At 55.0% G+C, this 18,107-nt stretch carries 22 protein-coding genes; all 22 read right to left on the bottom strand.

What is annotated here, in order from left to right; genetic code table 11:
• Positions 1–180: 180 nt before the first annotated feature.
• Positions 181–612 carry an RT0821/Lpp0805 family surface protein gene (locus PsAD5_RS19045; protein WP_208980734.1) on the bottom strand — a complete coding sequence of 144 codons (432 nt, stop codon included), beginning with the start codon at positions 610–612 and terminating at the stop codon, positions 181–183.
• A gap of 222 nt (positions 613–834) precedes the next feature.
• Positions 835–2,256: an ATP-binding protein gene (locus PsAD5_RS19050; protein ID WP_063293226.1), complete on the bottom strand. Its 1,422-nt coding sequence runs from the start codon at positions 2,254–2,256 to the stop codon at positions 835–837.
• A complete protein-coding gene (locus tag PsAD5_RS19055) occupies positions 2,249–2,914 on the bottom strand; it encodes a response regulator transcription factor (RefSeq protein ID WP_057465896.1) in 666 nt (221 codons plus the stop codon). The genes PsAD5_RS19050 and PsAD5_RS19055 overlap by 8 nt, the downstream gene beginning before the upstream one ends.
• 191 nt (positions 2,915–3,105) lie before the next feature.
• Entirely contained in the window at positions 3,106–3,399 is a 294-nt protein-coding gene (locus PsAD5_RS19060; RefSeq protein ID WP_208981842.1) for a PepSY domain-containing protein, read from the bottom strand.
• A gap of 137 nt (positions 3,400–3,536) precedes the next feature.
• Entirely contained in the window at positions 3,537–7,415 is a 3,879-nt protein-coding gene (locus PsAD5_RS19065) for a baseplate multidomain protein megatron (protein ID WP_063293228.1), read from the bottom strand.
• A gap of 18 nt (positions 7,416–7,433) precedes the next feature.
• Positions 7,434–7,874, bottom strand: a complete 441-nt coding sequence (locus PsAD5_RS19070) for a peptidase P60 (RefSeq protein WP_063293229.1) — start codon at positions 7,872–7,874, stop codon at positions 7,434–7,436.
• A gap of 2 nt (positions 7,875–7,876) precedes the next feature.
• Positions 7,877–8,764 carry a DUF2163 domain-containing protein gene (locus PsAD5_RS19075; RefSeq protein WP_063293230.1) on the bottom strand — a complete coding sequence of 296 codons (888 nt, stop codon included), beginning with the start codon at positions 8,762–8,764 and terminating at the stop codon, positions 7,877–7,879.
• A gap of 22 nt (positions 8,765–8,786) precedes the next feature.
• Positions 8,787–9,431 (bottom strand): DUF2460 domain-containing protein, encoded by a 645-nt coding sequence (locus tag PsAD5_RS19080; protein ID WP_193778163.1) that lies wholly within the window; start codon positions 9,429–9,431, stop codon positions 8,787–8,789.
• Between the two features lie 210 nt (positions 9,432–9,641).
• Positions 9,642–10,187, bottom strand: coding sequence for a phage tail tape measure protein (locus tag PsAD5_RS19085; RefSeq protein ID WP_063293231.1), 546 nt, complete (start codon positions 10,185–10,187; stop codon positions 9,642–9,644).
• Complete coding sequence (locus tag PsAD5_RS19090) at positions 10,184–10,411, bottom strand: phage tail assembly chaperone (protein WP_063293232.1); 228 nt, start codon at positions 10,409–10,411, stop codon at positions 10,184–10,186. Before PsAD5_RS19090 ends, PsAD5_RS19085 begins: the two co-directional genes overlap by 4 nt.
• Positions 10,408–10,758, bottom strand: a complete 351-nt coding sequence (locus PsAD5_RS19095) for a gene transfer agent family protein (RefSeq protein WP_057465890.1) — start codon at positions 10,756–10,758, stop codon at positions 10,408–10,410. Before PsAD5_RS19095 ends, PsAD5_RS19090 begins: the two co-directional genes overlap by 4 nt.
• Before the next feature lie 10 nt (positions 10,759–10,768).
• Positions 10,769–11,185 carry a phage major tail protein, TP901-1 family gene (locus tag PsAD5_RS19100; RefSeq protein WP_063293233.1) on the bottom strand — a complete coding sequence of 139 codons (417 nt, stop codon included), beginning with the start codon at positions 11,183–11,185 and terminating at the stop codon, positions 10,769–10,771.
• Positions 11,186–11,209: 24 nt separating this feature from the next.
• Complete coding sequence (locus PsAD5_RS19105) at positions 11,210–11,617, bottom strand: DUF3168 domain-containing protein (RefSeq protein ID WP_208981841.1); 408 nt, start codon at positions 11,615–11,617, stop codon at positions 11,210–11,212.
• Positions 11,604–11,942: a phage head closure protein gene (locus PsAD5_RS19110; protein ID WP_063293235.1), complete on the bottom strand. Its 339-nt coding sequence runs from the start codon at positions 11,940–11,942 to the stop codon at positions 11,604–11,606. Before PsAD5_RS19110 ends, PsAD5_RS19105 begins: the two co-directional genes overlap by 14 nt.
• Positions 11,939–12,511, bottom strand: coding sequence for a head-tail connector protein (locus tag PsAD5_RS19115; RefSeq protein ID WP_193776948.1), 573 nt, complete (start codon positions 12,509–12,511; stop codon positions 11,939–11,941). The genes PsAD5_RS19110 and PsAD5_RS19115 overlap by 4 nt, the downstream gene beginning before the upstream one ends.
• 32 nt (positions 12,512–12,543) lie before the next feature.
• Positions 12,544–13,875 (bottom strand): phage major capsid protein, encoded by a 1,332-nt coding sequence (locus PsAD5_RS19120; protein ID WP_084406006.1) that lies wholly within the window; start codon positions 13,873–13,875, stop codon positions 12,544–12,546.
• An 83-nt stretch (positions 13,876–13,958) separates the two neighbouring features.
• On the bottom strand, positions 13,959–14,384 hold the full coding sequence (locus PsAD5_RS19125; RefSeq protein ID WP_057465886.1) for an HK97 family phage prohead protease: 426 nt from the start codon (positions 14,382–14,384) through the stop codon (positions 13,959–13,961).
• A 25-nt stretch (positions 14,385–14,409) separates the two neighbouring features.
• Positions 14,410–14,589, bottom strand: a complete 180-nt coding sequence (locus tag PsAD5_RS19130; RefSeq protein ID WP_057465885.1) for a hypothetical protein — start codon at positions 14,587–14,589, stop codon at positions 14,410–14,412.
• Positions 14,590–14,640: 51 nt separating this feature from the next.
• Positions 14,641–14,829: a hypothetical protein gene (locus PsAD5_RS19135; protein WP_063293237.1), complete on the bottom strand. Its 189-nt coding sequence runs from the start codon at positions 14,827–14,829 to the stop codon at positions 14,641–14,643.
• The gene (locus tag PsAD5_RS19140; RefSeq protein ID WP_063293238.1) at positions 14,822–16,000 is read right to left on the bottom strand and encodes a phage portal protein; all 1,179 of its coding nucleotides are present in this window, start codon (positions 15,998–16,000) and stop codon (positions 14,822–14,824) included. The genes PsAD5_RS19135 and PsAD5_RS19140 overlap by 8 nt, the downstream gene beginning before the upstream one ends.
• Positions 16,001–16,217: 217 nt before the next feature.
• Positions 16,218–17,549, bottom strand: a complete 1,332-nt coding sequence (locus PsAD5_RS19145; protein ID WP_193777049.1) for a DNA-packaging protein — start codon at positions 17,547–17,549, stop codon at positions 16,218–16,220.
• Positions 17,482–17,994, bottom strand: coding sequence for a hypothetical protein (locus tag PsAD5_RS19150; protein ID WP_063293240.1), 513 nt, complete (start codon positions 17,992–17,994; stop codon positions 17,482–17,484). The genes PsAD5_RS19145 and PsAD5_RS19150 overlap by 68 nt, the downstream gene beginning before the upstream one ends.
• Positions 17,995–18,107: the final 113 nt, after the last annotated feature.

Here is an 18,107-nt window from a genome sequence, read left to right on the forward strand (position 1 = left end):
CTGGTTGAGCTTATACACGCTCAACCCTCACAACTCGCAGCAGACGACAACTGCTAAAATTGTATTTGTTGATCAAAACTATCGGCGGAATTGCTTAATCAAATCTTGATAAGCAGCCTTTTCCGCATGCGAAAGGTGTGTTTCCTTCAGCAAAAACTGCTTATAGCGAGGGATTTTGGGCTAATTCAGCGCTGCCCAGCGCTCACCGTCCTTACAGGCCGCACCTTTGATCAGCTGCGTTTTCTCATCATACGCAATGGTATGTTGGAAATCGCGGCAACGGCGGTCATTCACGTAATAGACCGGACCAGACTTAACTGTGCCTTGCGCGCCAGAGAATCGGTTGCGCCAGACAACTTTGTTGCCTGCATCAGAGGCATTCAACGCTTTGCTCTGTGCTTTATAGACGGTGTCGAGGTCACCGCTTCTGAGCAGTTGCTTCAACTCGCCTTCTGTGGCGCTGTCGATTGCAGCCTGAGCTGCTGCATTCTGCTCACTATCAGAAGACCAGAAACCGAAAATAGATGAGGATTCGGCATCGGTTTGAGCACTGGTGGCATGATCAGATGTCGCACAGCTGGCTAAACCGCCAACAACGACAGGTAAGACCATCAGTTTTTTCCAGTTTCGCACCAACATGCATCCTCTTTGTCGCTTTTGCGACTTATCCGTTTTCGGAAAGGCTCTTTGTCCCTTCCAAGGTCTTCCAGTAAGGCCTCAAACCAAAGCAGCGTCATTAGCTTGAAAACGCTATCGTGGAGCAACCCCTTAAAACACAGTTACACTTACTATCAGGACTGTTTGAAACAGATGCAACCCCTGCCCCAAAACAGATCAGATTGTCAGAGACGGCAAGATCACCGTTGCCTTCAATCCACCTAACTCGCTATCACCAAGTTCAAATGAACCACCGTAAATACCTGCAATGTCAACAATTATGGATAAACCCAAACCCGTTCCTGGAACAGTTTCATCCAATCTTTGCCCTCTGCGCAGTGCACGTTTTTTCTCTTCAGTCCCCAACCCAGGGCCATCATCTTCTACGATCAGAGCGATGAGTGACGCAGAGGAATTGTTGCTTTTCAGCGCCACTGACACTTTTTTATCACACCATTTGCAGGCGTTATCCAACAAGTTCCCAAGGATTTCTTCCAGATCTTGTTGTTCCCCGCGGAACAACAGAGTCTCATCCATATCAACCGTGATCTCCGGCTCTTTGTCGCGATGGATTTTTTCCATAGCGCGCGCCATGCGCGACACGACAGGAGCAGCCTCACATGATACTCCGATCACCCGGCGCTGAGCCGCCATTCGTGCTTTTTCCAGATAGTGCTGAACTTGCCCTCTCATAAGATCCGCTTGCTCCGAAACCTTCAGGGCGAGCGGTTCATCTGAACTTCTAGCCTCGTTGGTAATGACAGAGAGAGGCGTTTTCAGGGCATGGGCAAGATTTCCCACCTGAGTTCTGGAGTGTTCCACTACTTCTCTATTTGAGTGGATGAGAGCATTGAGTTCAACAGCGAGCGGTTTCAGCTCTTTTGGCAGATCTTCCTGAACTTCTTCCTCTTTTCCCTGACGGACCCGACCAAGGCTCTCCTGAAGTTCTGTTAGCGGCCGCAAGCCAAAGCGCACCTGCAGGAAGATGGCGGCGACAAGACCAAGACCGAGAACGCCCAGCGTGATCGCCGCTTGCCATGCAAAGGATGCGGTACTTTCACCAAGCTCTCGCGTGCTTCCGGCAACTGCAATTGTTACAGGTTGGAGACCACCAAACTGGATACGCTTTTGCAAGAGGCGCAGATCGCGACCAGCTGGGCCAGTGATATTTTGTTTGAGTTCCAGTTCGCCCTTCATGTTTTGCAGGCGCAGCGTGTCACCAAAAAGAGATTCGCTTTCAAACAGAACTTTGCCACCGCGCTGTACGGTCCAGTACCATCCCGACAGCGGCATGTTAAACCGTGGATCACCGATACGGCTTAATGCAGGGTTCTTCTGCTCTCCTTCCGCAGCAAGCGCACTGACAATTGCTGTCATGTGGACTTCAAGGCGCTCATCCAGTGCTTTCTCACCCGCCTCACGAAACAGAGCAACAAGAATAGCACCCGCAACCACAAGACTGACAACAGCCCACAGGCCTGCAACAAAAATCAGACGCCATGCCAATGACGCCTGTTGCTTCTTGCGAATGAACCTGATGGGGTTCCAGTTGAGCAGCCCCTGCAAGTTGTTGGTGTCTGCGCTGTTCTTATCAGGCATTTTCTTCCTGTAACCTGTAGCCCAATCCACGCACGGTCTCGATCAGTGAACTACCAAACTTCTTGCGCAATCGGCCTACAAACACCTCAATGGTGTTGGAGTCGCGGTCAAAGTCCTGATCGTACAGATGTTCAACCAGTTCGGTCCTGGAAATCACTCGGCCTTTGTGGTGCATGAGGTAAGACAGCAGGCGGAACTCGTGAGAGGTGAGTTTTACGGACATGCCGTTTTTCGTCACTTTGCCTGCTTTGGTGTCCAGAACAATGTCGCCAATGGAGATCTCGTTGGAGGCCAGACCGGCGGCGCGGCGCACCAGTGCCCGCACCCGTGCCAGCACTTCTTCCATGTGGAAGGGCTTTGCAACGTAATCATCTGCGCCAGCATCAATGCCAGCGACTTTATCGCTCCAACGATCACGAGCCGTCAGGATAAGGACTGGCATGGAATGGCCGTCTCTGCGCCAACGTTCCAATACGCTGAGACCATCCATCTGCGGCAAACCAAGATCCAGAATGACAGCATCATAAGGTTCAGTATCGCCGAGGAAATGGCCTTCCTCGCCATCATATGCTTTGTCGACAACGTAACCGGCGTCTTCCAACGCTTCAGACAGTTGTCTGTTCAAATCCCGATCATCTTCAACGATCAACATTCGCATAAGATCTACCCCACACAAGCACTCAGGCTCATAAAGCAGTTCAGACTGCTTTAATTTTTCAGTTGCGCATTCCTATCTGAAAACCGTTACCCACTTTTCAGATAGGAATGCGCAGTATCGCCTAATATCGCTTCCAAAATTCGTTCAAATTCAGGCAGAAAAATCTCTATCCAGAGTTCTTCTCAGCTCGGTTACAACCGGCGCCCAGTTCGTGCATCCAGCGTCACTTGCGAGACGTTGCCGTTGTTGAGTACGGACAGCACATAGACCAACCCCCCTCCTCGCTCACAGAGTTTGGCTGAAAGTATCTGCCCATTGACCCGCAGCGAACCCAAAGGTCGCGCCTGACCGCTGGCAACAGCTTGCCTGGTCTGGCTGGAGGACAAACACGCGGCCTGCGCAGGTGCAGACCATGTAAAAACCGTTGCCGCCAAAGCCAGTGCCATCAATGAGCGAAAAAAGAGGTTGTGGAATTGGTGTCTCATAGGGCGTCTTCTAACTGGCACTGGCTGAACCTCACATGAACGAGGTGTTATATATTTCAAAACAAAGACCTAGCAGATTCTCTGGGGTCTGTGATGTTTCTTGGCTTGGTTTGCAAATAATCCGGTAAAAGCAATTGTTAAAGTGTTACGCTCGCCAAGCAATCTGAAGTTGTCCCCAAACCGAATTTCGTTGAGTTTTGAGCAACTTCACAGGCCACCAGATGCTGACCTGCTCCAAATAGCGATTGCAGCTGGGTTTGTGGGATTGTCAGGCTTTCCTGTGTGGCCTCGTATTCACGCAAGGCTGTTCGTTCATTTTCGCCTTCAAACCGACGATAAAGCGTGACAGAAAACTGAAGTTTATCCTCTTGGAGGGGAATATCTGGCGTTGCCCAACTGTCCGCCTCCCATCTGGCTCTGCGAATCCATTTAAGTTCCAAATCCCCATTATCTGCTTGGCTTGCACTCAGATGAACCGGTGCGAATGGTTTAAGTGAGCTTTGTTTTCCGGCATGGCTTGTGTTCACGGCCCATTTAAAGCCCAGAGGTTTGCCAGCTGGAACGACACGATATGAGAGCGCAACATCAGCTTTGTCGCTGGTCCATGGCATTTTCAGCAGGGATTGATCTAACAGGATGAAATCAGCGTTCTCAGCGCTCGACGAAGCAACCAGATGCTCCGTACCCAATTGTCCTCTGAGCAACTGCGTGAGTTTGTAGGTCATGGGGGCGATCAGTTCTGCTTTACAGAACTGTATCACTTCCCACTCATCATTTTTGCGAATGGCACAGGCATTTGCGCCTGACAGCACATCGAGTAGCATTCGGCTTTGTAACTGGCCTCCGTAGAGTTTTACGGTGATATGAGAGACCAAATCCCATCGCCAAAGTGGGCCGGGGCTGAGAGGTTCTTGCAATATGCCCATGGTGGCTGGTTCTGTCACCTGCACTAGCGGTGTGAATTCTTCACCTGAGCTGGAGCTGTACAGCTGATAGGCACTCGGCCAATTCGCATTGTAGATAGCGACCACCGGGCTTCCATCATCCGCTCCCTCACTGTGGAACCTTGGCAAATCCAAGACGCTGACAATTGGCGGACCTGAGGTGGTGTCGTTGAAAGATCGTTGTGATGATCCCTCCGTGACTGCTGCAGCGATATTAGGATATCCGTTGAGCCGTATGGCCTGAACGTCCAGATGAGCACCAGATGAGATCTGATCAATCCGGCACTGAACGGAAGTGGTGCCATCACCCAGAAGCTCGCCGGGAAGTTCAAGCACATCCCCCGGTCTCAGAGCAATTTTACTCAGAGCAAGTTTAAACTGAAGGGCCTCCCGATCCAGCCACACGCTCTGGTGCATTTTTTGAACCAGCTTTTTGGCTGAGGAGAGCGAAGCTGTGATGGGGAGCTGGATATTGGAGGTGCGCCTGTCCATGCCTTCCAGACGGCGGGAGGAGACGACGAGAGGCTCATAATTGTTATTGGGGTCCATTCCCCGCAGTCGGAGTTCAGCTGGCAGGTCGCTACCATCATTGCGGCTGATGGAGATGTAGCCCTCCTCCTCTTCAGCTTCCAGCAGGTCAGCAAGGCTCAGTTTTCCATAATCTGTGGCCTTGGCGTATTTGGGGAGGATGGCCAGATGGGTTCCGCGATCAACGGCGATGCCTCCGGCGAGTTGCAGGACGGGAGAAAGCGCAGAGCGTAAGGACGTTGGGCCTGTCACGATCAGGCCTTCGAGGGTTTCGCCCAGTTCAGCGATCTCTGTCAGCTCTTGGGTGTGTCCAAAATCATCACGCATGGTACGGATGAGGCCTGAGAGAGAGGTTGCACCGAGACGACCTGTCAGCCAATGGCCGAGCTGCCAGTTCTGACCATCTGCCCAAACATCGGAATATGTCGGGAACTCAGGGAACGGGCGGGCGTCCCATGTCCAGAGGAAGGCGTTGTCCGCATCGACCATCGTACCTGCGTAGGCACTTGAGGCTGGATTGTCGCCTTGCGGCCAGTCCGGATGGTCTGTTCCCCAATAACTGAGGCTTGCTTCCAATGCGCGACGCTGGACAAGGTCATCCTGCCGCCCGCTGGAGAAGTGCGGCAATGCGCTTTCGGCAGATTTGGGGTCCACGAAGACATTGGGCTGGTTCGTTCCTTTATCTACTGCAGGAAAGCCGAGTTCGGTGAACCAGATGGGTTTGGATTGCGGCACCCAGGGGGTTGGCGTGTTCTGTTCAGCACTTGCAACACGTTCAAAATGTTGGTTCTGCCACCAGTTCTGAAGGTCCTTTTGCCGGAACACCCATGGCTTGTTGTAGGCTCCGTCCGTAATCGGGCTGCGGGTTTTCTCAGCTCGGTCTGAGTCATTGGCATAATACCAGTCGTAATATTCGCCGGAGGCTACTCCCTCCCGAAGGTCCTTGAGGTTGTAGGCTGTTTGCGGGTCATCGTTCTGACGCAAGTCCGATAATGGCAGGTAGTTATCGATGCCGACAAAATCGATGTCTGCATGTGCCCAGAGCGGATCCAGAGGAAATCGCAGGTCACCGGATTGAGGGGTGTGGCCCGCGTATTCACTCCAGTCGGCTGCGTAAGAAAGTTTGGTCTGACTGCCGACAATCTGACGGACCTCAGTGACCAGTGTTTTCAGGTGATCAACGAAAGGAAACGTGCCGCCGCCTGCCCAACATTGGGTGAGACCGCGCATTTCTGAGCCGATGAGAAACGCTTCCACACACCCGGCCTCTTTTACCAAATTGGCATAGTGCAGGATGAAACGGCGGAACCGCCAGTCACTGCCTAAGCCGACAAAAGCGTCTATCTGAGGCGTAACTGCGCTGGTTCCCTGCTGCGTTCCGGGTTGTCCTGCTGCGATGTCAGAGGTGATGCGTCCGCGCCAGGGGAAGCTGGACTGCTTGGTTGCGCCATATGGGTCGGGCAGCTGGTTATCATCGGGGATGTCCATCATCACGAACGGGTAGAACATGACGGCAAGGCCACGGCGCTTTAGTTCCTTGATGGCTTCAGTGACGGAGGCATCGGAGGGCGTGCCACCATAGGCAGGTCTGTCATTGATGCGGGAGACCTCCTGCGCTTCAGCGCGGGTCAGGCCTGCAACGCTCCAGTTCTCAGGTAAGTGCTTTGTGGTCTGGTAGGTCACTTTGGGCTGAATGGTGCACTGGGAAGCGCGTAGGTCATCGCCAAACCAGGCGACGACAAGCGCGACGCTTTTCAGGTTTGGGCACAGTGCCTGAAGTTCATCCAAAGAGCAGACCAGATCGGTTTCCTCTCCCTTGCCATGGCGGTTGACGCTCCGGGTGTTGCCGGGGGCAAGTTCCTCGATGACTTCCTGCGGATGGTAGGCGAACTCGCCTGCTCCGGGGATGAGCGTGACCGCCTTGATCTGCTGTTCCAGTGGTTCAATGGAGCGGAGCACTTCGAAGGCGAGTTGAGGGATCCGATTACCGAACTCAGTCAGCGGGAGACGTTCGAACACCACATACGCGGTGCCTCTATAGGCTGGTGCAGTGCCTTGCTTGGCTTCTATTAGGGGGTCCGGTTGTTGCTCTTCTGCCCCCAGATACACCCTCATGTTAATTGCGCTGGTGTCCAGCTCCGTACCGTTGGCCCAGACACGGCGTACTGCGGTGATAGGGCCTTCACAAAGGGCGACGGCGAAATTGGCGAAGTAGCTGTGGCTGGTGATACTGGTCGATGAGCCAGTGGATTTTCCACCCTGCTTTTCTTCGGAGACCACCTCTTCGAGCCGCGTTGCCCAGATGATGTTGCCAGTCACGCGGACACGGCCATAGACAAAGGGAAGAGATGCGCCTTCAGCTGCGGTTTGCAATTGCAGGTCGCCTAGCTTGCCGACAGAGAGTTCCCGGTTTTCACCGAAGATCTGCTGATCGATCCACGCCCCGCCAATAGCCCCCAGTGTTTGTCCTATGATAGCGCCGAAAGGGCCACCGACTGCGCCGCCAACGGCTGCACCAACACTTGATAGCACCATTGTTGCCATGGTCCTGTCCTTTCCGGATCACTGACTTGAGAAGAATGAAAAACGCCCTGCAATCTTGTTGCGCCACATGGGCACCAGCGGGCTTTCAACCACTCCCACCGCCTCGTAAGCATGGATGAAGCGGTCTTTGCTGGTCATAAATCCAAGGTGTTTGCAGGGAGACTGCGGTGCCCAGCGAAACAGAATGACCTCCGCTGGCTTTGGCTTTTGCAAAGACCCTTGCACCTCGTTCAGATATTGATGCGCAGCGTTAAGCAACTGGTCCTCGCCGTTCAGCTCCGCCCATTCAGGTGCGTAACTGGCGGGAACGGGTGGCTCGGTGTGATGCAAAAAGCGATAGAGGCCTCGGATAAAGCCAAGACAATCGCAGCCGGCACCTTTGGTTGTGGCCTGATGCTGGTAAGGCGTTCCAACCCAGCTGCGCGCTTCCCTTAGGAGGGTGTGCGGAGACTGCTGCATGATTACTCCACCAGCTTTTCGCCGTTGTTGGCAGCGGATTGGCTTTCAGGTCCGGCAAGGATGAAGTCGTTGCCCGGCATATGAGGAAAGCCCCGGAAGTTCTCGGTGTTCTGGAACTTAGTCTGGCAGCTGCTCCAGCTTTTATCGCAGCCTGCGGAAACGGACGCGAATAACGGATAAGTTTGCTCCAGGATCACGGGAGCCCAGAGCGTGAGCTTGTGCTTGCCTTGCTCAATGAGGTGACTGGCTATGCGCAAGGGTTGATTGGCGTATGGGCCGGATTGAAAGGTGAGTTTGCCGAAGGACCACCAGCCAGTGCCGATATCGGTGTTACCTTCGATGACCAACCGATTGCCATCTTCTTTGCCTGTGATACTCACCTGTCTTGTGTAGGCAGCGGCGTCCAGACTGATCCCGCAGTTATGATCTCCCAGATCTGCATGACATTGATGGGAGAGTTGCCTGCCTTTGGGCTCAGAGAGTTTGGCGGCCAATGAGCGGAACTCAGCACGGAAAACATCGGCATCTCTTGTGATTTCGCCAAGAGAGCCGCGCCGGAGCAACTGGTGCTCCTCAGGTTTTTGCCAGTTGACCAGATAGACCTCGACTTCGGCATTATCCCAAAGGCCCGCACTCAACTCCTTCTCGCTTAAGCTGTCGGAAGAGAGGACGCCCAGCGCTTCTTCCTGTCCGGCTTGAAAGTCAGATTGAGCCATGGCCTGAGTGCCATCCAATCCGATGCCGGGTTCATAGGTTTTACCGAGCAGTGAGATTGGGTGGTCGTGGGTGGTGAAACCGAGGCTGAGGCCGGATGGAGCGGTTAAGCGCCAGCAGTAGGCCACGGTTGTGCCCTCACCGGTCAGGTGTTCTTTCAAAGCAGCATTGAACATGGGTTTGCTCGCAGAGTTGGTTTCAGATGAGAAGTTCGACGAGGGGGATGGACGGCACCTGCCCTGCCTCGAAGTGCAGGAGATTGATTTCCAGTTGGTCGTTTTCAAAGCGCGTGGGCGTGTCGAACAGGAAGCCCGCCGTGATCACCTGATCGTTTGAGGGAATGTGGCCTGCCTGAAATTCAAGATTGCCTGTCAGAGGATCGAGAAGCACATCACTGCCGACGGTTTTCAATTGACCGGCGACCGCAACCGAGACAGTTCCTGCCACTGGTTTCGTGATTTTGCGTTGCCAGGCAACGCTTGCCGCTCCCACTTGCTTGATGAGCTGGAACGTCTTGGTTGTCCCGTCGCCAGTTCCGATCGTCACATCGGTTGCAGATGGAGTTGCATCAAAGGCGCAGGATTTATGATCCATGGGGTCACGAAACCGGAATCCGCAGAGGCGACCACCCACTTTTTCGAAAAATGAGAGCACCCGTTGCAGGTCTGCCGAGCTGCGCAATCCGGTCCCCACATCAAAATGCCGTCGCGTTCCCTTCCAGATGGCGTTTCGGGTTTCTGCGCCATTGAGTAACCTTGTGACCTGACTGCGTTTTTCTACTCTGACAGAAGCCCCTAGGGAAATTCCAAGTGGGAATGATTCATCAACAAAACATGGTTGCATTTCACCCTCCTGTTTGACTTGGCTCAAGGCTGGACGCCCGCGAAGCATCTAATAGGTTTGACATGGGAAAGTTATCTGCGTGATTTGCGTAGACCCGTTGTCGATGCTCCTCCCTCTTTGCAAAGCAACGGATTTTTCCAAAAAGTTTGCTACCACCGTCCGGTAGCAAAGCCACGTCGGTCCTTGAGTCCCTCCTCTTCAATGCCGACGTCATAGCCCGCGTCGCCCCCGTCCGGTGGCGCGGGCCATTATCATCGCAATCTGCCCCTGAGATCTTTCAAAGCTGCGCACATCCTGTGTCGCCACATTTATTGTGACGTTGGGCTGCGTGTTGCCCGCATTCATGGCAACGCCCAGACGACCATCGTTGCCGCGCTGCAAAGGCAGGATTGCCTCTGCCCCCGCCTCTCCCATCACCCCCAAGCCCGTGTTGCCTGCTGCGAACATCGTCGGGCTGGAAACGACACCGCCTTTTGCAAAGGGCGTCACGCCTGCCACATTGCCAATAGCTGATGAGATTCCAGCAGAAAGCAGGTTTTCAAGTGGCTTCAATGCACTGTTGAGTGCAGAGCTGGACATGTTGAGCGCCACTTGTGAGAGGATCGATTGCAGGTCTTTGCCAGAGGTGACTGCGCTTTGCAGGCCTTTGCCAAGCTCTGAAGAGAACTCTTTGGCAAGGGCGTTGACCTCCTGCATGGTTGTTTCCAACTCACGCGCGTCCTCTACGTTCAGCGGTTCATTAAAACTATCCGTCATGGTGTTTGTTGATCCTCTTTGTCTGGGAACTGGGCCAGCAGCCCTTCCAGTACACCTCGCGTGATCGTGCGGGCATTGCGGGTTCCCGGTGGCGTGAAAGCCATTTCCAGCTCAACCAGTGTTGATTGCCAGAAGGTGCGCGGTGACCAACCAAGCTCCCGGCAGGCTTTGTGCAACAGATCATGCCAAGGCACAGCTTGGTTTTTAGATTGCCCGCGCTTCATGATTTTGACTGCTGAGGTGGAGAGAACGTGGCGACCAACAGTTCCCCTGCCAGCTTGGCAAGAGCTGCAACGCCGCCTTCATGGGAGAGTTCTGCAACCTCTTCATTCTCAATGACAAGTCCACCACCGCGAAGGCCTGCACCGAGCACTTTAATGATGTCGGCAGCACTCAGCTTCCCAGAGGAAAACCGCTCGGTCAGCTGCTGTAATGTGCTGCAGCTGAGCGCGTCTTCCAGCTCTGCCAGTGCCCCGAGTGTGAGCACAAGAATGTGCTTTTGACCGCCAAGGTCTGCGAGGACTTCACCGCGCCTGCGATTAACGCCTCTGCCATAGGTTTTAGGTGGCATCCTGTACTCCTCAGGTTAGCGGGGTGAACGTGAGAGCCCCGGCGGATTCCAGCGAGATCTCGAAGGTGACTTCAGATCGGTAGTCGCCGGAGTATTCCAATGCAGACAGGTGAAACGGGCCTTCCAGTGTTCCAAAGCCGGGCAGGATGACCTGCCATGTATGCAGCTCTCCAGCAAAGAAAGCGGTGCGGACTTTTTCTGCGGATGCTTTGTCGCGAAACAGGCCACTGCCAGAGAGCGAGGCGTGGCGGGTGGAGGCTCCTGTCAGCAGCTCGCGCCAGCGGCCTGCGCTTTCGGCATCGGTGATATCAATGGGCGTGGCGTTGAGGGCGAGGCGTCTTGAGCGCAGACCTGCCACGCTTTCAAAGGTGCCATCTCCCACTGTGTCCAGTTTCAACAGCAGGTCTTTTCCAGCCTGAGCGACCATCTGTTTTCCTCTCAAAGGTTGGTGTTAAGCAGTCTTTTGCAGCAGGACGGAGAACTTGATGCGTCCGTACCATGTGCGACCATCGCCCAGACGGCGGCAGCTGGTTTCAGTCATGGTCAGGCCTGAGGTTTCAAGTCCGGCAGGTGACGTGACACCCGTCTCCAGCAGTTCGTTGAAGATCTGGAGGATCTCCTGGGTTTGAGCCCGGTCTGCATGGCGGGAGTAGATGCCTATGGAACCTGTGAGCCTGCCGCCGTCGTCCAGATGGCCTGTCAGCAATTGTGTGGTGACAGCCTCCAGCGTTGCATAGGGCAAGGTTGCTCCCCTTGGCACGCCGTCAAACACCCGCATTGGATCTCCCAGATAGGGTTTTAGCGATGCCTTGGCGTGGATTGCCTGAAACAGGGCTTTGCGGAATTCAAGCTCCCCCATCATCGCCCTCCTCTTGCTCACAAAGGATTTGCATGAAGGGCTCCTGCTCTGAGTGCGGGAGAACTGCTTTTACCCTGAGGCTCTGTCCATCCCGCTCCACCCGCCAGCCCTCTGCCACATCTGTGCGGCGGCGGAGGGTGAGCGTGAGCGGGTAAGCGCTGGCAATGCGGCCTGCCACGGTACTCTGTGAGCCAGTGGATGCCTCTACCAGCCCCCAGACCATGGCGACTTGCTGATAGCTTTTGGTGATAGAGCCATCCGTGCCGTTGGTGATCTCAGGTCTAAGCAGCAGCAATGGCTCGTTGAGTGTGCCTGCTGCTCTCATATCCTGAGCACCTTGTAAGGCGAGAGTGCTGCCTCGAAGCCGTGGGGCATGAGGCCTGTGAGGCGATCTTCTTCCAGCATGGAGCGGCGCTCGTACCAGAAGCCGACCAGCATCAGAATCGCGGTTTGCAGGCCTGCGGGAACCGAGGTTGCTGCTGAGCCGTAGCCAGCTTTGAAGTCAACCTCGATGCCGTTGAGGTCTCGCAACGGCCCAACCGCGCCTGCCTTGAAGCGCAGGCGGGCGGGATTTCCGGCCAAATCCACCTGATAGTTCGACGCTGGCACCAGCTGTTGGTTGCCTTCCCTGTCATAGGTGTAGACCTGCAGGATCTGTGCGACCGGCGCGACAGGCAGGCGGATCAGGCGGTCTGGTGAAAGATCATCCAGAAGCAGTCGCCACTCCTGTTCTATAAGGGCCCGCCGTGTGAGTGTCTCCACCTGTTCCCGTGCGGCTTTGATCAGACGCTCGATCAGATCATCCTCGTGGGTGTGGGAGACCCTGAGCTGCGCATGCGCCTGGGCAAGCGAAACCGGCTCCAGAGCCGGTGGCACTGTGAGTATAGCCGTCACCGCGGCTCCTCCTCGATTGTTGTTGAAGATGATTAGGCGCTGAAGTTCAGCAGTTTGTAGGCGTCAAAATCCATGATGCCGCCGCCGACGCGTTTGGTGATGTAAAACAGCACGTTTGGTTTGCTGGTGTACGGATCACGCAAAACAGAGATGCCGACGCGGTCCACCACCATGTAGCCACGGTGGAAGTCACCAAACGCGATAGCGTATGGATCAGAGCCAGCGGTCATGTCTGGCATGTGTTCAGCTTCAGTGACCGGGAAGCCCATGAGGCTTGGGTCAGCACCTGCAGCGGCTGGTGGTTGCCAGATGTAGTTGCCCTGCCCGTCCTTCAGCTTGCGGATGGCAGCTTGCGTTCTGCGATTGAAGAGGAAGCGGGCGTTGCGGCGAATGGCGGTTTTGACCCCGTAAATCAGCGATATCAGCAGATCGCTTCCATTGGAAGAGGGAAACGCCCCTGCCTGTCCTGTCTTGATGGACCCGATGGAGAGGCCCGTATCATCCAGCGAGCCATGGATGGTGCCTTTGAGCAGTCCTTGCGGCTGACTGGTGCCGTTGCCATTGAGGAAGGCGGCGGATTCTTTTTCTGCAAAGACAGTTTCCACCTCTTCTGCCAGAATTTCCCCGATGTTGACGGCAGCATCATCCAGCAGAGTTTGGGTGACGGCTGGCAGAGCAGAAAGCTCGAAGATCTTTACCTCCCGCATCTCAAATTTCATTGCGTTTGTGGGCGTGCTGCGGGCATCGGTTTCGCCTTCCCAGTCCGCATCCGGGTTCACCGTCACAACAGGACGGCGGTAGGATGCGCCTGAGATCTTGCGGTTGGACGCGATGGAGCGGATGGGGGACAAGGCCGTGATGCGGCGCAGGATGTCCGTTTCCAGCTGCTCCGGCACCAGATACCCACCATCGCCAGCAGTGCCAGAGGACATGGCCTTTTGCTCCAGCGTTTTAAGGCGGGTCTCCTGCCCGTCTCGCATATAAGTCTCAAACGCGGATTTGTGCTCTACCTCAGCTGATGGGCCGCCGGTGGTTTCTGGCGTAGAGCGCGGCAAGCGCTGGGATTTGAGTTGAAGCTCATTCAGGTGGCGCAGCTGACCGTCGATAATCTCGTCCAGACGGGCCAGTTTTTCATCCAGGAGCACATCCGAGCCGGATTTTTGCTCCAGCTCAGCCAGACGGATGTCGTTGGTCTGGGTGTACTCAGAATAAGCGTGGTTCAGCTGGTTAAAGCTGCCAGAGGCCTCCATTCCGGACACAAACTGCCCTGTTGCCGGGCCAGAAATTGCGGGATGAGCTGATTTTCCTGCAGCTTCCCTTGCGAAGTCTTTGGTTTCCAATGCTGGATTGCATGTGTTTTTCATAGGATTATTTTCCTTATAAAGAATATAAAAAAACTGCGGTGCCAGTTGGGACCACAGATCGTACTTTCAAATAATCAGGAGCTTCAGGAGACCACGGTCAGCCGTGCTGATGGCAGCAACGGGAACGTGACCAGCGAGATCTCCCAGAGGTCTACCGCCAGCACATCCCGTCTGCCGGTTTTGCTGTTGCGTTGGGCGCGGCGGGTTTTGAAGCCGATGGACAGTCCGTCCAGAATACCCGTTTGCACCATGGCGATGGCTTGCCGGCCCTGTGTGATGCCCGGATAGAGCAAGCCCTTTACAAAGAGGCCGATGCTGTCCTCCTGAATGTGCAGCCACTTGCCGATGGGGTGGGATGGATCGTGCTGCCAGAGCATTTTTACATCCGTGAGTTTTTGCTTTTGCAGCGTGTTTTGAAATGCACCTTTGCGCATCACGTCGCCGCCCTGATCGCTCAGTTCAAACCGGCTGGCGTAACCTTCAATTGCGATGGGGTGATCTGTGTTCAAATTGATTGCCTCCCTTAGCGAGCTTTCAATTGTTTTTTCTGCCGGAGTTTGCTCCCTCCGACTTTGCCGCGCGTCGCTCCACCAGTGCTCCGGCGAGTGCCTTGGTGAAGTTGGCGAAGGTCTGTGCAGGGGCTTCATTGCCGCGCTGAGTTGGCTGTTGTTTTTGCTCAACGGGCACGGCTTGTGTTTTGTGATTTTGGGTCAAGGCTTCACCTTCAACCTTTCAAATAATCTCAATAGTCTGAGTGTGCGACTTTCATGGATCCATGCGCAGCAGCTGGTTGAGTTTTTCCAGTTCACTCATGAACTCCTCGAACCTGCGATTGAACCGGATGACTTGCTTTAATGCCCACAAGAGCAGTGATGTGGAAGTGCCTGCCCAGGCACCGAGCGCCACATGGGCAAGATCTCCTTTTGCAGCGAGCGCTGCCAGCAGCTCATTCATCTTTGCCCTCCGCCCCATAACCAACGGCGATGCGTTTTTCATCGCGGGAAAGGAAGTCCGCTGCGGTGATGCGATCCCACAGTGCTTTGCGTTCCAGCGCCAGCGCTTCGACAGCATCAAGGTCCAGCTCCAGTGTGACCTGCTCGTCATAGGCTGCAGAGAGCCAATTGGAGAGCTCGGAGAGAACCCGCGCGGCGAGCGGCACGACCGTCAAACGCCAGAAGGCGCGGTTGGCTTCCTGATAGTTGGCGTAGGTGTTGTCTCCCGGAATACCGAGCAGCATAGGCGGCACGCCGAAGGCCAGTGCGATTTCGCGGGCGGCGACATTCTTCAGCTCAATGAAGTCCATATCCTTGGGCGACATGCCCATCTGTTTCCAGTCGAGCCCGCCTTCCAGCAGCATGGGGCGGCCAGCATTTTTCGCACCCTGATAGGAGCTTTCCAGCTCTTCTTTGAGGCGGTGAAACTGGTCATCCGTCATGTTCATCGCATCGCCTGCACCATAGACCAGCGCCCCCGTCGGGCAAGCCGCGTTATCAAGCAGAGACTTGTTCCACTCTCCGGCTGCGTTATGAATGTCGAGGGCAATTTGTGCGGCTTCAATGGGGGCGAAGCCGTAATGGTCGTTGAGCGGGTTGAAGAGCTTGATGTGCAGGACGGGTTGGACCTTGTCACCGGGGGCTTTGCGCAGTTCTACTTTGCGGCCTGCCACCTGATACTCGTAGGCCTCCACCCAGCCTACCTCATCCACCAGCACCTTCATGCGGTCGGGCCTGAGAGCGTGGAGCTCACGCGGTGCGCCTTCCAGCGAGACGGCCTCTATATACGCGTTACCGGAGACCAGCAGGAAGCCGTAGACTTCTTCCAGAAACGAGCGCCGTGTTTGCATGGGGGTGGGCTTGTTCAGAAGTTCCATCAGGGGATGGGCTTCCAGCTCTTCATCGCCCACTTTCACAGTGAGGGACACGTTTGCGGCGGCTTCGGAGATGAGGCGTACGCATCTGTAGGCGATAGGATTTCGTAAATACCCTTGGTTTATAAGTGATTCATAGTTGCGCGGGGTCCAGACGGCCCCTTCACCAAACCGCATGAAGGCGACTGATTTTGCCCGTGATGCCTTTTGCTCAGTTACTGGTGAAAAAACTGAATCAAGAAGTCTGCGTAACCCCATGAGATCAGAGTCCTTTTCGCTCTAACTTAATGTTTTGATTCATGTATTTGAGTGCACAAAGCTGTTTGCTTTTGGTCTGCCTTGATAAACAGCTTTAACTCATTTTCTCGCGTATCCTTATCCGAAAACCGGTTCCCACTTTTCGGCGATACACGGAGGGCTAATCCTCACAAACAGATTCAAGTTTGCGAGCTAACCCTTCAAATTATTGGTGTTTTTACAGTTTGCGCAGGCGTGGTTTGCCTGCCGGGCGTCGGTTGAGTTCTGTTATGGCCCAGACCAGTGCATCCAGCCGATCTGGTGATCTTCCGTTGCTCAGGCCACCAACCCCAAAGTCGGAGAGTTCATCTTCCAGCTCAGGAAAGACACCGCAATGATGAACTCGCCCCTGCTCATACAACAGGGCGACAGGCTCTGCTCTGCGGCGTTTGCTTTTGGTTGCGTGGACGGACTTTACCGGCACGCTGGCATCGACACTTTCAATGACCTCACGCACCATCTCGCCACCCTGATTGACCTCTGCCAATAAGCAGTCCGCCTCCAGCTCATGATAGAGTTTGATGGCTTGCTCAGCCCATGCAGCGGGGCGCAGGCCCTGGGCGGTTCTGTCTCGCAAGACATGCAGGTCACCTGCCTCTGTGATACCTGCAGCGACGATGCCACAGGAATCTGCAGTCCTGCCTGATGTGGCTGGCGGGTCCACGGCAACAACAATGCGCTTCAGTTCGGGGGCATCCCGCACCCGACCCATCTCGAACCATTTGCGGGCGAACAAAGCGTCTTCCCGGTCTTCAATCAGTTCTCCATCCAGCTCCTGCCGGCCTAATCGGGTGCCACCATACCGCTCTGCCATTTGCAGCAGAAACACCTCTGCCAGAAACGCGGCATTCGCTTTCGTTCCAGCCTTGGTCACCACGGTGCCTTTGTCTTGCAGCAGCAGTTTTAACAGCGGCGTGGACTTGGGTGTTGTGGTCACCAGCTGCTGTGGTTGCACCCCAAGACGCAGACCAAACTGGAGCATGTCGAAGGTTTCTGTTGCGTTGCTCCACTTGCCTGCTTCATCACACCAGGCGGCGTCAAATTGAGGACCGCGCAGAGCCTCAGGGTCTTCTGATGAAAAGGCCCGAGCGACCGCTCCATTCGCCCATTCCAAACGGCGCCGTGATGGGTTCCACTGAGGCTTGTGGCCTGCTGGGTGGACGGTGAGCAGACCGGAAATGCCCTCGATCATCACCTCCCGCACATCTGCATAGGTTTGCCCGACGAGCGCAATATTGCCAGCCGCCGGACCAGCCCATGCCTCCCCTGCAACCTTGCCTCTGACCCATTCTGCCCCTGCTCTGGTTTTGCCTGCACCGCGTCCGCCCATAAGCAGCCATGTGGTCCAACTTCCATCTGGCGGTCGTTGATGGGCGTGCGCGAACACCTGCCAGTTATATTGAAGATAACTCAGTTCATGTGCATTCAAAGAGGCGACAAAGTCATGAAGTTTGCCCTGCGCCACACAAGCTTTCAATGCGCTGCGAAAGCTGTTGTCGCATCTGGTCATCACTCACCTCTTCTGTGTTGTCCTCACCGTGTGCTTGCTGCAGGTCGATCAACATATCCAGCGTCTTGGCGAGGCTGGTGATGGCTTTTGCTGTGGCATCCATCTCTCCCGCTGCTGATTGCGGATCACCGCTTAGCTTTTTCAGTTTGGCTTCCAGTGCGCTGACCTGCTTTTCAAAGGCAGCATAGAGACGGGCGATCAGGCGCCTGCGTTCTTCTGGCTGAGAGCTGGCAAGCTCCTGCGCCAACTCCCACTTGCGCAGCCATCCCTCCCGTTTAATCTTGGTGGTGATGGTGCTGCTTGGCAGGCCTGTTTTGCGAGCGATATCAGCAATTGAGATGGCCTCTTCTTCCACCATGCGGCGGACGACCTGCCAGACCTCTAATGGCACACGCAGTCGTGCTGCCTGCTCATCCTCTTGCTGGGGCTCTTGCTCCTCCGCCATCATTCCTCCTGTCTCTAAAACTGTTCGCGTATCGTTGTCCGAAAACCGATGTTCACTTTTCGGCGGTACGCTGTAGGCACAAAAAAAGCCGCCCATTGAAACAAGGAGCAGCT

This window comes from Pseudovibrio sp. Ad5 (genome assembly GCF_001623095.1).
Taxonomy (GTDB): Bacteria; Pseudomonadota; Alphaproteobacteria; order Rhizobiales; family Stappiaceae; genus Pseudovibrio.

What these genes read in the sequence shown, in the direction of transcription:
- PsAD5_RS19105 (WP_208981841.1), bottom strand. Translation starts at nt 11,617, where the DNA reads ATGGGGGAGCTTGAATTCCGCAAAGCCCTGTTTCAGGCAATCCACGCC.
- PsAD5_RS19065 (WP_063293228.1), bottom strand. Translation starts at nt 7,415, where the DNA reads ATGGCAACAATGGTGCTATCAAGTGTTGGTGCAGCCGTTGGCGGCGCA.
- PsAD5_RS19110 (WP_063293235.1), bottom strand. Translation starts at nt 11,942, where the DNA reads ATGAGAGCAGCAGGCACACTCAACGAGCCATTGCTGCTGCTTAGACCT.
- PsAD5_RS19150 (WP_063293240.1), bottom strand. Translation starts at nt 17,994, where the DNA reads ATGGCGGAGGAGCAAGAGCCCCAGCAAGAGGATGAGCAGGCAGCACGA.
- PsAD5_RS19120 (WP_084406006.1), bottom strand. Translation starts at nt 13,875, where the DNA reads ATGAAAAACACATGCAATCCAGCATTGGAAACCAAAGACTTCGCAAGG.
- PsAD5_RS19145 (WP_193777049.1), bottom strand. Translation starts at nt 17,549, where the DNA reads ATGACCAGATGCGACAACAGCTTTCGCAGCGCATTGAAAGCTTGTGTG.
- PsAD5_RS19055 (WP_057465896.1), bottom strand. Translation starts at nt 2,914, where the DNA reads ATGCGAATGTTGATCGTTGAAGATGATCGGGATTTGAACAGACAACTG.
- PsAD5_RS19095 (WP_057465890.1), bottom strand. Translation starts at nt 10,758, where the DNA reads ATGCCACCTAAAACCTATGGCAGAGGCGTTAATCGCAGGCGCGGTGAA.
- PsAD5_RS19140 (WP_063293238.1), bottom strand. Translation starts at nt 16,000, where the DNA reads ATGGGGTTACGCAGACTTCTTGATTCAGTTTTTTCACCAGTAACTGAG.
- PsAD5_RS19050 (WP_063293226.1), bottom strand. Translation starts at nt 2,256, where the DNA reads ATGCCTGATAAGAACAGCGCAGACACCAACAACTTGCAGGGGCTGCTC.
- PsAD5_RS19100 (WP_063293233.1), bottom strand. Translation starts at nt 11,185, where the DNA reads ATGGTCGCTCAGGCTGGAAAAGACCTGCTGTTGAAACTGGACACAGTG.
- PsAD5_RS19085 (WP_063293231.1), bottom strand. Translation starts at nt 10,187, where the DNA reads ATGACGGATAGTTTTAATGAACCGCTGAACGTAGAGGACGCGCGTGAG.
- PsAD5_RS19080 (WP_193778163.1), bottom strand. Translation starts at nt 9,431, where the DNA reads ATGCAACCATGTTTTGTTGATGAATCATTCCCACTTGGAATTTCCCTA.
- PsAD5_RS19070 (WP_063293229.1), bottom strand. Translation starts at nt 7,874, where the DNA reads ATGCAGCAGTCTCCGCACACCCTCCTAAGGGAAGCGCGCAGCTGGGTT.
- PsAD5_RS19135 (WP_063293237.1), bottom strand. Translation starts at nt 14,829, where the DNA reads ATGAATGAGCTGCTGGCAGCGCTCGCTGCAAAAGGAGATCTTGCCCAT.
- PsAD5_RS19090 (WP_063293232.1), bottom strand. Translation starts at nt 10,411, where the DNA reads ATGAAGCGCGGGCAATCTAAAAACCAAGCTGTGCCTTGGCATGATCTG.
- PsAD5_RS19075 (WP_063293230.1), bottom strand. Translation starts at nt 8,764, where the DNA reads ATGTTCAATGCTGCTTTGAAAGAACACCTGACCGGTGAGGGCACAACC.
- PsAD5_RS19060 (WP_208981842.1), bottom strand. Translation starts at nt 3,399, where the DNA reads ATGAGACACCAATTCCACAACCTCTTTTTTCGCTCATTGATGGCACTG.
- PsAD5_RS19045 (WP_208980734.1), bottom strand. Translation starts at nt 612, where the DNA reads ATGGTCTTACCTGTCGTTGTTGGCGGTTTAGCCAGCTGTGCGACATCT.